The 11989-nt window shown below is 69.1% G+C and carries 10 protein-coding genes; 4 read left to right on the top strand and 6 right to left on the bottom strand.

What is annotated here, in order from left to right; translation table 11 throughout:
* The first annotated feature begins 189 nt into the window (after positions 1-189).
* From MRBLWH7_RS09905 to MRBLWH7_RS09915, 3 genes are read left to right on the top strand one after another with little or no spacing between them, the layout of a single operon-like run.
* Positions 190-1809 (top strand): sensor histidine kinase, encoded by a 1620-nt coding sequence (locus MRBLWH7_RS09905; RefSeq protein ID WP_342002009.1) that lies wholly within the window; start codon positions 190-192, stop codon positions 1807-1809.
* The gene (locus tag MRBLWH7_RS09910) at positions 1806-2480 is read left to right on the top strand and encodes a response regulator (protein WP_342001658.1); all 675 of its coding nucleotides are present in this window, start codon (positions 1806-1808) and stop codon (positions 2478-2480) included. The genes MRBLWH7_RS09905 and MRBLWH7_RS09910 overlap by 4 nt, the downstream gene beginning before the upstream one ends.
* Before the next feature lie 9 nt (positions 2481-2489).
* A complete protein-coding gene (locus tag MRBLWH7_RS09915) occupies positions 2490-3434 on the top strand; it encodes a Ppx/GppA phosphatase family protein (RefSeq protein WP_342001660.1) in 945 nt (314 codons plus the stop codon).
* A 30-nt stretch (positions 3435-3464) separates the two neighbouring features.
* On the opposite strand, the gene MRBLWH7_RS09920 is transcribed toward MRBLWH7_RS09915, so the two are convergent.
* The 6 genes from MRBLWH7_RS09920 to MRBLWH7_RS09945 all read right to left on the bottom strand — a co-directional run bounded on the left by MRBLWH7_RS09920 (position 3465) and on the right by MRBLWH7_RS09945 (position 10094).
* On the bottom strand, positions 3465-4157 hold the full coding sequence (locus tag MRBLWH7_RS09920) for a hypothetical protein (protein ID WP_342001662.1): 693 nt from the start codon (positions 4155-4157) through the stop codon (positions 3465-3467).
* Between the two features lie 403 nt (positions 4158-4560).
* On the bottom strand, positions 4561-5526 hold the full coding sequence (locus tag MRBLWH7_RS09925; RefSeq protein WP_342001663.1) for a glycosyl hydrolase family 32: 966 nt from the start codon (positions 5524-5526) through the stop codon (positions 4561-4563).
* Positions 5527-5717: 191 nt separating this feature from the next.
* Positions 5718-6674 (bottom strand): carbohydrate ABC transporter permease, encoded by a 957-nt coding sequence (locus MRBLWH7_RS09930; protein WP_342001665.1) that lies wholly within the window; start codon positions 6672-6674, stop codon positions 5718-5720.
* 1 nt (position 6675) lies between these two features.
* A complete protein-coding gene (locus MRBLWH7_RS09935; RefSeq protein ID WP_342001666.1) occupies positions 6676-7617 on the bottom strand; it encodes a sugar ABC transporter permease in 942 nt (313 codons plus the stop codon).
* A gap of 57 nt (positions 7618-7674) precedes the next feature.
* Positions 7675-8964: an extracellular solute-binding protein gene (locus MRBLWH7_RS09940; protein ID WP_342001668.1), complete on the bottom strand. Its 1290-nt coding sequence runs from the start codon at positions 8962-8964 to the stop codon at positions 7675-7677.
* Positions 8965-9005: 41 nt separating this feature from the next.
* Positions 9006-10094 carry a LacI family DNA-binding transcriptional regulator gene (locus MRBLWH7_RS09945; RefSeq protein ID WP_342001670.1) on the bottom strand — a complete coding sequence of 363 codons (1089 nt, stop codon included), beginning with the start codon at positions 10092-10094 and terminating at the stop codon, positions 9006-9008.
* A gap of 196 nt (positions 10095-10290) precedes the next feature.
* Here MRBLWH7_RS09945 and MRBLWH7_RS09950 point away from each other — a divergent pair, with 196 nt between their 5' ends.
* Positions 10291-11904: a glycoside hydrolase family 68 protein gene (locus tag MRBLWH7_RS09950; RefSeq protein WP_342001673.1), complete on the top strand. Its 1614-nt coding sequence runs from the start codon at positions 10291-10293 to the stop codon at positions 11902-11904.
* Positions 11905-11989 lie beyond the last annotated feature (85 nt).

The raw sequence follows: 11989 nt of genomic DNA on the forward strand, positions 1-11989 counted from the left end.
CCACTCCTCCTCGAGTGCGTACGGGGCGACGTCGCCCCGCGCTGTGTGGACCCGACGGTAGGGGCGCATGGCCCCGCGATCGAGATTGCGTAAGTAATACGGAGCTTCGGAAACTATTGGTCACGGTCGACGGATGCCGCGACCCTGCCCCCGCGGGGATGACCGACCTACACTGGCCCCGTGACGCCGATGTCGCTCAAGGTGCAGCTCCTGGTTCTACAGGCGGTCATCGTGTGCCTGGCCACCCTCATCACCGGCGTCATCGCGGTGACGCTCCAAGAGCGCGCCATCCGCACCTCGTATCAGGACCGCATGATCGCGGTCGCGCAGTCGGTCGCCCGGCAGCAGGTGATCCTCGACGCGCTCGACGACGCCGACCCCGCGAAGGTCATCCAGCCGGTCGCCGAGCTCATCCGTCAGGCATCGGATGTCACCTACGTGGTGGTGACGGATGCCGACGGCATCCGTCTCTCGCACCCGGATCCGGATCGCATCGGGGAACCGGTGTCGACCGATCCCTCGGTTCCGCTGTCGGGCGAGACGTTCGTGGGCACGCAGGAGGGCACGCTCGGGGTCTCGTGGCGGGTGAAGGTGCCGATCTTCGCGGAGGTCGACGGCGGCGAGGTCGTGGGAACCGTGTCGGTCGGCATCCTGGAGTCCGAGATCAGCGCCCAGTTCCTCTCGCAGGTGCCGTGGCTGCTCGTGGCGATGGGCGCCTCGGCGGTGATCGGCGTGTTCGGGGCGGCGTGGGTGACCTCGGTGGTGCGCAAGCGCATCTTCCGGCTGGAGCCGGGCGAGATCGCGTCGCTGGTGGAGCAGCGCGAGACGGTGCTGCACCGCATCGGCGAGGGCATCATCACGGTGGACCAGCACGGTGTCATCACCACCGCCAATGACGCGGCCGCGCGACTGCTCGGGGACGACGACCTCGTCGGCCGTACCGCTGAGGAGGCGCTCGAGCCCGCGGTCGCCGACGTGCTGCGGCGGGGAGAGCCCGACGGCGCCCTCGTCCTCGTGGGCGAGCGGGTGCTCATCGCGCGCAGTACCGGCACCGACGTCGACGGCGAGGCGACGGCCGCGACGCTGCTGCTGCGCGACCACACCGAGCTGCACCAGGCGCTGCGCGAGATGGACGGCGCACAGTCGCTGACGGACGGGCTCCGGGCGCAGGCGCACGAGTTCGCCAACACGATGCACGTGCTGTCGGGCCTGCTCGAGCTCGGACTCGTCGACGACGCCCGCGAATTCATCGCCGGGTCCACGCCCGGCGGCGCCATGGGCGACGGAGAGACCCGGCCCGTCCTCGGCCAGTTCGAACTGTCGGCGCTGCTCGCGGTGAAGACCGCCCAGGCACGCGAGGTCGGCATCACGCTCGACGTGCGGCGGCGCCCGGGCGACGCCGACGATGTGCCGCGCCTGTCGGAGGACGTCGGCCACGACCTCGTCACGATCGTCGGCAACCTCGTCGACAACGCCGTCGAGGCCTGCGGTCTGGGCGACCGGGTCGAGGTGTGCGCTCGGGTGGACGACGACATGATCGTGGTCACCGTCGACGACAGCGGCCCCGGAGTGCCCGAGGAGGAGCGCGCACGCATCTTCGTGGAGGGCGTGAGCTCGAAGGCGCCGGCCGGCGCGCGCGGTCCGCATCGCCGCGGAATCGGGCTCGCTCTCGTCCGCCGCGTGGTGCGGCGCCGGCGCGGCGACGTCTCCGTCGCGGACTCGCCGCTCGGCGGGGCACGCTTCGTCGTGCGCCTCCCCATCGACACGCCGTCCCCCACGGCGAGCACACACGAGGCGGTGCCCGCGTGAGCCGTCCGGTCAGGGTCGTCGTCGTCGACGACGAGCCGGCGGTCGCCCGGCTCCACACGCGGTTCGTGTCGGCCTACGACGGGTGCGAGGTGGTCGCCGTCGCCAGCACCGGCCCCGAGGCGATCGCCACCGTGCACGAACTGGAGCCCGACCTCGTGCTCCTCGACCTGCACCTGCCCGGCTGCTCAGGGCTGGATGTCCTGCGGGCCGTGCGCGCCGGAAGCGGTCATCAGCCGGAGTTCATCGCCGTGACCGCCGCGAGGGACTTCGACAGCGTGCGGGTCGCGCGCCTCGCCGGCGTTCGTCACTACCTTGTGAAGCCGTTCTCCGCACAAGACCTCTACACACGCATCGACGACGTCGTGAGGGAGATCGCCGCAGCGACCGCGCCGGCCGCCGCCCTGGACCAGGACGATATCGACTCGCTCATCGGCGGGGCGCCGGCCGCGACGGTTCTCCCCAAGGGCTTGAGTTCCGAGACCCTCGCAGCCGTGCGCGACGCGCTCGCGTCCGCGCCGTGGTCGTCGGCTGCCGACATCGCCGGGGCTGTCGGCATCTCCCGCGTCACCAGTCGCCGGTACCTCGAGCACCTCGCGCAGACGGGCGCCGCCGCGCGGCGGCTCGACTATGCGACGGCGGGCCGCCCGAGCACGCTCTACGCGCCCCGCTAACCTGAACGCGTGCGCCTCGGAGTTCTCGACATCGGCTCGAACACCGTCCACCTGCTCGTCGCCGACGTCCGCCCCGGCGGCCGGCCTCTCGCCACGACGAGTCAGCGCACGGTGCTGCGGCTCATGCGTTACCTCGCACCCGACGGCTCGATCACCGAAGAGGGCGTCACGGCGCTCGTCGCCGCGGTGACCGAGGCGCGCAGGATCGCGGCGTCCGAGCGGGTCGACGAGCTTCTCGCCACCGCCACGAGCGCCGTGCGTGAGGCGAAGAACGGCCCCGAGGTCATCGCGCTGATCGAAGAGGCGCTCGGCCAGCCCTTGCAGGTGCTCGGCGGCGAGACGGAGGCACGGTACACGTTCCTCGCGGTCCGTCGCTGGTTCGGATGGGCAGCCGGGCAGATCCTGCTGTTCGACATCGGCGGCGGCTCGCTCGAGATCGCGGCCGGAGCCGACGAGCTGCCCGAGCGGGCAGCATCCGTCCCCCTCGGCGCGGGGCGCATGACGGTGCAGTTCCTTCCCGACGACCCGCCGGGTGAGGCGGCGGTCGAGAAGCTGCGCGACCACGCACGCAAGACGCTCGCGCCTGTGGCGAAGTCGTTCAGCAAGCTGCCGTCGCCCGACCACGTGGTGGGCTCGTCGAAGGCGATCCGGTCGCTCGCGAAGCTCGTGGGCTATCCGGTTCCCGGTTGGTCGGGAATCGAACGGATGCTGCTCCCCCGCGCCTCCCTCGGCTCGTGGATCCCGCGCCTGGCTCGCATTCCCGCGTCCGCCCGCCAGGAGCTTCCCGGCATCACGCCGGACCGGACGTTCCAGATCGTCGCCGGCGCCGTCGTGCTGCACGAGGCGATGCGCGCGATGGACGTCGACGAGCTCGAGGTCTCGCCGTGGGCGCTGCGCGAGGGCGTGCTGCTGCGCTACATCGAGTCGCTCAGCTGGAGCGCGCCGAGCGCCTGACCGCCTGACCGGCTGCGCGGCGGGTGCGCGCTACGCCTCGATCGCCTCGGTGTACGCGGTGTAGATGCCGTAGACGGCGATCCCGGCGAGATGCCACTCGCGAGGACCCTCGGGACCGAGCGCGGCGACACGCGGCGCGTCGACCATCGCCGGGTTGATGCGGCGGTGGTCGCTCATGCCGTCGACCATCGCCATGATCGCGACGGCCAGATCGCGTTCGTCGACGCCCTCGCGCATGCGGAGCCCGAAGGCAGCGTTGAGCGCCCGGTACGTCTCGGCCATCCGGGTCAGGTACCGGTCCTCGATCTCCGACAGCAGCGCGCGAATCTCCTCACCGCCGGGAACGGCGTCGCCACTGGAGAGCGCAGCAGACATCGCCCGGTATGCGCGGAACGCCACGATGTGCTCCACCGCGGTCATGTTGTGCGACACGGTGACCCGCAACGCCTCGCGGAGCGCCATCTGCCGGCCCTCGGGCGTGCTCATCGTCGCCGCGTCCCCGTTGACCGCCTGCTCGAGGTGCTGAAGCGTCTCGCTGTCGAAGCCGGTGTCGAAGCCCGGGTCGGCTTCGAACAGAGCGCGCACGAGGTCCGCGACGAAGGCCACACGGTCGGGCCAGATGCGGAAGACGGTCGATCGCGGCACCCCCGCGGTGCGGATCAGATCCTCGAGCTCGATGTTGGCGTAGTCCAGCAGCAGGCCCTCATCTCTGACGCGGTCCACGGCGACCGCGAGCATGAGTGCGCGCGTTTCGCCCGCGGGCCTCCGCGACCGGGATTCGGGTTGCTCCACCCCTTGATTATCGCCCTCAGCGCGCTGTCCGGTAGGCCACCTCGCCTCCGCAGAAACTCGCGGTGCCGGGTCCCCACAACCCGGCACCGACCAGATCGAACGCGACGACATGGGGCCGCCGGCAAGATCGTTGTGCGCGAGCCCCCCGACTCGTGCACCTCTCCAGACTAGAGACTGGAAGTCTCATATCTCAAGTCCATTTCCGAAGACCGTCGCGCTGCCTCCGTCAGTCCCTGCAGAAGGACCTGGCCGACCGTGAGGTGTCCCACTGTCCGGTCGCGTCGTCCACGATCTGGAGCTGCCGGCGCTCGTCTGCGAATCCCGGCCCCGAGCGTCAGGCGGAGGCGCCCACCGCCTCACGACGGACGAGCCGCCCGTCGTTCCACTGCACCGGCATCGGATCGGTGACGCCGCCCACGAACCACCCGTCCTCGCCGATGTTGCGGAAGGCGAACAGCAGCCACTCGCCGTCGGACCGGCGCTGCAGCAGGCGCCCGACGTACAGGCGCTCGTCGGTCAGCGGGTACGCGGCGTCGATGTCGAACGGTCCGAGGAGGCTCTCGGCCGGAGCCGCCCACGTGCCTGCGGCCGCGGCACGACGCGACTCGGTGCTCTGCTCCTTCAGGCAGGAGAAGATCACCACCGGCCGCCCGTCGACGATCTCGACCTGCAGGACCTCGAGCTGCCCGAACCCGTCGACGGAGGGCGCGCTGAGCGGTTCGCGCAGCTCCCACGTGCGCAGGTCCGCCGACCAGGCGTGCCCGATGACGCCTCGCCCGTCGACCGGCCCCTCCGGCGCACGGGCGGTGATGAGCATGTGCCAGCCGTTCCCGTCCGGGTCGGCGAACACCCACGGGTCGCGGAACGCCTCGTCGTGCCACGCGCCGCTGGAGAGCTTCTCGTACCAGGGGCCCGTCGCTTCGAGCACGGGTCCGCCCGCCTTCGTCCACGTGAAGAGGTCGGACGACGTTGCGTAGCCGATCCGCTGGACGTTCTGCGCGCCGGGAGCGAGCGTCGAGCCCGTGTAGAACATGAACCACGTCCCATCCGGGTGTCGCACGACCGACCCGGTCCACGTGGCGAGCTCGTCGAAGGCCGGAGCATCGCCGCGCACCAGCGCATCGGCGACCCGCGTCCACTCGACGAGGTCCGTCGAGACCGCGTGCCCGACGGACGCGCGGTAGTGGCGGGCTTCGGGGTCGTGGAGCGCGCGCGAGGCGTAGAGGAAGAACAGGTGATAGCGCTCGCCGTCGTCGGCGAACCAGTAATCCCATACCCAGGAATCAGGGAGATCGAACACGAGAGTTCCTTCAAGAGTCGTGCGCGGTGGATCGCGCGATGGTGTGCCCTCCGCCCGGCGGGCGGGAGTGCGGGTCGGAGATGCGGCGGGTTACCGCGTCGCGGCGGGCCACGCCGGCGCGACGCGCTCGGCGCGACGGGGTGGATCGACCAGGGCTTCGCCGACGACCACGAGGCGCAGCATCCGTTCGCTCATCCCTTCACCCCGCTCGCGGCGATGCTGCTGACGAACGCCCGTTGGAAGACCAGGAAGACGATGAGCACCGGGATCGTGATGAGCGAGGTGTAGGCCATCACCTCACCCCACGCCGTGTTGAGCTGGAAGAAGTACTGCACACCGACCATGACCGGCCGCAGCTCCTCCTTCTGCACGACCATGAGCGGCCAGAGGTACTGGTTCCACGCGGGCAGGAAGGTGAGGATCGCCACGGTCGCGAACGCCGGTCCCGACAGGGGCACGAGGATGCGGCGGTAGATCGTGAACCAGCTCGCGCCGTCGATGCGCGCTGCCTCGTCGAGCGAGGTGGGGATGGTCGAGAAGTACTGCGTGAACAGGAAGATCGAGAACGCATTCGCGATGAAGGGCACGATCTGCACCTGGTAGGTGTTCAGCCAGCCGAAGTCGTACTTCAGCACGCCGCCCTCGATCACCAGCGTCGGCAGCTGCGCGACCCAGTAGACCATGGGCACCGCGATCGTCTCGAAGGGCACGATGAGCGTGGCGATGATGACCGCGAGGACGACGAGCCGGCCCTTCCACGCGAGACGGGAGAGGGCGAAGCCGGCCATCGAGTTCACGATCAGCCCGAGCCCGACGGTGAGCACCGTCACGAGCACGGAGTTGAACATGAATTGCGCGACCGGCACCCGGTCGAAGACCCCGAAGTAGTTATCGAGGCTGATGTCGCCGACCGGCAGGAATGCCGCGGCGGAGTCGATGTCCTGCAGGATCTGGCTGTCGGGCTTGAGGCTCGACACGAACATGAACACCAGCGGGAACAGGAAGATGATCCCGAACAGCGACAGGGCGATGTAGAGGAACACCTTCCCCCATCGTCGCTGGGCCTTCGCGCTCCGGTCCGCAGGAAGCGGCCGCGCGATGCGGCGGGATTCGGCGGGTGCCGTCGTGAGGGTTCTGGTGGCGGTCACGTCAGTCCTTCTCTCGCGTGAGCCGGCGCTGGATGAGCGCGATGGCGAGGACCGCGACGAAGAAGATCAGAGAGATCGCCGCGGCGTAGCCGATCTCCTGCTGCGCATACCCCTTGCGCACGGCGTGGAAGACGATGGTCGAGGTGGAGTTCACCGGTCCGCCCTGGGTCATGACGCTGATCTGCACGAACAGTCCGAGCGCGGCGATGGTGATGGTGACGAGGACGAAGACCATGGTGGGCCTGAGGCCCGGCCAGGTCACGCTGGTGAATTGGCGCCACGGGCTCGCACCGTCCATCTTCGCGGCCTCGTAGAGCTCCTCGGGGATCGTCTGCAGGCCCGCGAGCCAGATGATCATGTGGAAGCCGACGGCCTGCCAGATCGACAGCACGATGATCGCGCCGAGCGCCGTGTTCGGGTCGTTGAGCCAGTCCACGCCCTGCCATGCGCCGAAAGTGAGGGCGTCGATCATCGAGTTGATGAGCCCGTCCTTCTGGTACATGAACTTCCACAGGATCGAGACGACGACGATCGAGGTCACGACGGGGATGAAGAAGATCACGCGGAAGGCGGTGATGCCGCGCATCCGGCGATTGACGAGCACGGCCAGAAGCAGCCCGAGCCCCGCCTGCAGCGGCACGACCACGAGGGCGAAGACCGCGGTGTTGCCGACGGACTGCAGGAAGACCGGGTCGGCGGTGAAGGCGCGGATGAAGTTGTCGAAGCCGACGAATCGCGGCGGGTTCGGCGAGATGAGCCGCGCGTTCGTGAACGACAGCGCGAACGCGAGGATCACCGGGACGATGAGGAACAGCACGAGGAGGATGCCCGCGGGGGCGATCATCCCGAAGCCGGCCCACGTCTCGCGGCCCTTGATGGAGCGGAAGCGACGGGAGGCGCGCCGAGGCTCTTCGGCGGCGACCGTCGGAGGAGTGACAGTCATGACAGATCTCTCGGGGAGTGCGCCGGCGAGGGCACGTGCCCTCGCCGGCGCGGTGGATCACTGGAAGCCGTAGCCGTCGTTCGACTCGATGTTGGCGTCGATCTCCGACACCGCCTGGTCGAGCGTCTGCTGAACGTCGGCGCCGTTCATGATGTCCTTGGCCGCCGTCTCGAACGTCGTCGAGATGACCGCGTACGCGGGCGTCTCGGGGCGCAGCACCGCGTACTGCTGCGAGAACTCGACGAACGGACGCAGGGCGCCGTCCTCGCCGAAGTACTTCGACGCCTCGGCCGCGGCATCCGTCGCAGGAATCACGACCTGCTTGTCGGCGAACTCGGTGAGGTACTTGTCCTGGAAGCTGAACTCGAGGTAGGCGCGCGCACCGTCCGCGTCGTTGCACGACGAGGAGATCGCCCACTGCCACGAGCCGCCGCCGATCTTCGGGCCGTTGCCGAGGTCCGGCGGGGGCAGGATCAGCAGATCATCGCCCACCTCGTCGAGCGCGGTCACGGCGTTCCAGACTCCGGTGTAGCTGAGGGCCACCTCGTCGTCGATGAACTCCTGGTTGCCGATCGTGCCGCTGTTGTTCGCGTATCCGTCGGTGAACAGGCCCTGGAACCACTCACCCCACGCGACCGCGTCGGGGCCGTTGAGGGCGCCGTCGGAGGAGAGCATGGTGGAACGGTCGATCAGGTCGCCGCCGAAGCTCTGCAGGAACGGCGAGTAGGCGTAGGGCCACCACTCGCCCTTGTCCTCGGCGCCGATGTCGATCGGCGTCTCGTACCCGGCGGACTTCAGCGTGGCCAGGACCTCGGCGAACTCGTCCTGCGTCCAGGGCTCCTCGACGGTCGGGATGCGGATGCCGTTGGCGTCGAGCACCGACTTGCGGGCGAAGATGCTGAGTGCGGCATCCCAGTAGCCGGCCGAGTAGATCTCGTCGTCCCACACGCCCACGGCGGTCGGCAGCAGCGCGTCGGTGATCTCGGTCGGCAGTCCGAGCGGCTGGAGGTACCCCGCCCAGGCCCAGTTCGGCATGATCGGGCCGTCGAGGTCGAGCAGGCAGGGAAGATCACCGGATGCTGCGGCCGCGACGATCGCGTCGTTGTACGCGCCCTGCGGGAACGACTCGTGCACGACCTCGTAGTCGTCCTGCGACGTGTTGAAGTCGGTGATGATCTGCTCGTAGACCTCGAGCTCGGCGGGGTTGCCCGCGGAGTGGGTCCACATCGTCAACTGGGTGCGGCCGTCGGCGGTGGTGGTGTCACCTTGGCCGGCCTGCCCGCAGCCGGTCAGGGCGATCGCCGTGACCAGGCCCGCGGACACGAGGATCGGGGTCCTTGTGCGCATTGTTGTGGTTTCCTTTTCTTGGTGACTCACGCCCGCGTGGGTCACCGATCGGGGGCCGCCTGCGGCGGCCGTTCGGTGCGTGAAGCCCGTCGCCGGTTCGGTTTGGCGACTTGCGCCGGCGGCGGGCCTACGGAGTCTCGTCGGATGACGGGACACTCCATGAGGTGCGTGGCGTCCTCATCCCCTTCCGCGCGGACGCCGAGCGCGACCTCCATCGCCCAGCGGCCCATGGCGTAATGGGGCAGAGCGACGGTGGTGAGTGGGGGATCCTGTTCCGACGCGATCAGCTGCTGGTCGTCGAAGCCGACGACGGAGAGATCGCGGGGGATATCGAGGCCGCGGCGGTGCGCGGCGATGTACACGCCGGCCGCCATGCGGTCGTTGAAGCAGAAGAGGCCGGTCGGCCGCTGCTCTTCGGGCAGGTCGAGCAGGAGCTCGGCCGCCGCGCGCCCGCCGTGGGCCGAGGTCTCGGCGGTGACGTGCAGCGCCGGGTCGGCGGCGATGCCGGCCTCGGCGAGCGCCTCGAGGTATCCCTCGTGGCGCAGTCGCGAGGCGATCGGAAGCGGGTCGTCGGTGTCGAGGTAGGCGATGCGCCGGTGTCCGGCGGCGACGAGCTCGCGCACCGCCGCAGCTCCTCCGGCACGGTCGTCGGGGACGACGCTGCGGTAGCCGCCGTCCGCGGGCCGGCAGTCCAGCAGCACGGTCTTGGGCAGCACGCCCTGCGGGACGTCGACGACCCGGTGCCACATGCACGCGTAGATCATCGCGTCGACCTGCTGCGCGGTGAGCGCGTCGATCGCCGAGCGCTCGATCGCCTCGTCGCCTCCGGTGTCGAGGAGGTAGACGAGGTACCCGCTGTCGCGTGCCGCATCCTGCGCGCCGGCGAGCATGCGCCCCGCGAACGGGGTGGTCGCGATCTGGTCGGAGATGAGTCCGACGGTGCGGGTCCGCTGCGTGCGGAGCCCTCGGGCCACGGAGCTCGGGGCGTAGCCGACGGCGCGTGCCGCCTCCCGCACGCGCTGACGTGTCTCGTCCGAGATGCGCGATTCGACGTCGTTCATGACGAGCGAGACCGTGGTGACCGAGACGCCGGCGGCCGCCGCGACGTCTGAGATCCTGGCCCTCGTCATCCGAGACACTCCCTTGTGATAAATCGATTTATCGAGCGGGATGATTATGACCTGCCCGACGGCGGGACGTCAAGTGCCCGGTGTCGCGAACTTCATGCACCTGGATCCACATGTGCGCTATCGCGTTGCACATGAGACTATGAGTTTGCGATGCAAATCGATTTGCATCGCTGAGAATCCAAGGAGCGAATCAGAAATGCACACTCCCCCGAAGAAGGTCGGGCGCGTCCTGACCGGCGGTCTCGCCGCCGCGGCGGTCGCAGCATCCGTGCTCGTCGGCCTGCCCGCAGCAGCCGTTGCGGCCCCCACCGCGACGGCCGTCCCCGACCTGCAGGACGGTCCCCAGCCGACCGTGCACACGCAGGAGGCGCACGCCCCCGAAGACGACTTCACCGCGAAGTGGACCCGGGCCGACGCCCGGCAGCTCAAGCGGCTGTCGGACCCGACCGCAGGCTCGAAGCAGAACTCGATGCCCGCCGAGCTCACCATGCCCGCGGTTCCGCAGGACTTCCCGGACATGAGCAACGAGCAGGTGTGGGTCTGGGACTCGTGGCCGCTGACCGATGAGGACGCCAACCAGTACAGCGTCAACGGCCAGGAGATCATCTTCTCGCTCGTGGCCGACCGCAACCTCGTGTTCGACGAGCGCCACGTGTTCGCGAAGATCGGCTACTTCTATCGCCCCGCCGGCATCCCCGCCGACGAGCGTCCCGAGAACGGCGGCTGGACGTACGGCGGCCTCGTCTTCGACGAAGGCGTGACCGGCAAGATCTTCCCCGACCAGTCGTACAGCCACCAGACCCAGTGGTCGGGCTCGGCGCGCATCTCGAAGGGCGGCGAGATCAAGCTGTTCTTCACGGACGTCGCGTTCTACCGCAACGAGGACGGCAGCAACCGCAAGCCCTACGACCCGCGCATCGCGCTGAGCGTCGGCAAGGTGCACGCCAACAAGAACGGCGTGAAGCTCACCGGATTCGACAAGGTCACCGACCTGCTGCAGGCCGACGGCACCTACTACCAGACCGGTGCGCAGAACGAGTTCTTCAACTTCCGCGACCCGTTCACGTTCGAGGACCCGGCTCACCCCGGTGAGACCTTCATGGTCTTCGAGGGCAACTCCGCCATGCCGCGCGAGTCCGCCACGTGCAACGAAGAGGACCTCGGCTACCGCGAGGGCGACCCCTTCGCAGAGACGGTCGAGCAGGTGAACGCCTCGGGCGCCACCTACCAGATCGGCAACGTCGGTCTCGCGAAGGCGAAGAACAAGGACCTCACCGAGTGGGAGTTCCTGCCGCCCATCCTGTCGGCGAACTGCGTCACCGACCAGACCGAGCGGCCGCAGATCTACATGAAGGACGGCAAGTACTACCTCTTCACCATCAGCCACCGTGGCACGTTCGCGAACGGCATCGATGGCCCCGAGGGCGTCTACGGGTTCGTCGGCGACGGCATCCGCAGCGACTACCAGCCGATGAACTCCGGCTCGGGCCTGGCACTGGGCAACCCGACGAACCTGAACTTCGCGGGCGGGCAGCCGTTCGCCCCGGACTTCAACCAGCCGATCGGGCACTTCCAGGCGTACTCGCACTACGTGATGCCGGGCGGACTGGTGCAGTCGTTCATCGACACGATCGGCACTGAGGGCGACTTCCGCCGCGGCGGCACGCTCGCGCCGACCGTGAAGATCGACATCGACGGCGCGTCGTCGGCGGTCGACTACTCGTACGGCAACGGCGGGCTCGGCGGCTACGCCGACATCCCGGCGAACATCAACATCAACCCGGGCGGCAAGGTCACGCCGCTGCCGTGACCTGACCTGTCCTGACGGTCGAGCGGATGCCTCGGCACGACCCCGTGCCGAGGCATCCGTTCTCCCGTTCCCCGAGTCGAGAAGG

This window comes from Microbacterium sp. LWH7-1.2, assembly GCF_038397755.1.
Classification (GTDB): Bacteria; Actinomycetota; Actinomycetes; order Actinomycetales; family Microbacteriaceae; genus Microbacterium.

Bases quoted from the DNA above. Each gene is read 5' to 3' on its own strand.
- MRBLWH7_RS09945 (WP_342001670.1), bottom strand. From the start codon at position 10,094: ATGACGAGGGCCAGGATCTCAGACGTCGCGGCGGCCGCCGGCGTCTCG.
- MRBLWH7_RS09940 (WP_342001668.1), bottom strand. From the start codon at position 8,964: ATGCGCACAAGGACCCCGATCCTCGTGTCCGCGGGCCTGGTCACGGCG.
- MRBLWH7_RS09950 (WP_342001673.1), top strand. From the start codon at position 10,291: ATGCACACTCCCCCGAAGAAGGTCGGGCGCGTCCTGACCGGCGGTCTC.
- MRBLWH7_RS09935 (WP_342001666.1), bottom strand. From the start codon at position 7,617: ATGACTGTCACTCCTCCGACGGTCGCCGCCGAAGAGCCTCGGCGCGCC.
- MRBLWH7_RS09905 (WP_342002009.1), top strand. From the start codon at position 190: ATGTCGCTCAAGGTGCAGCTCCTGGTTCTACAGGCGGTCATCGTGTGC.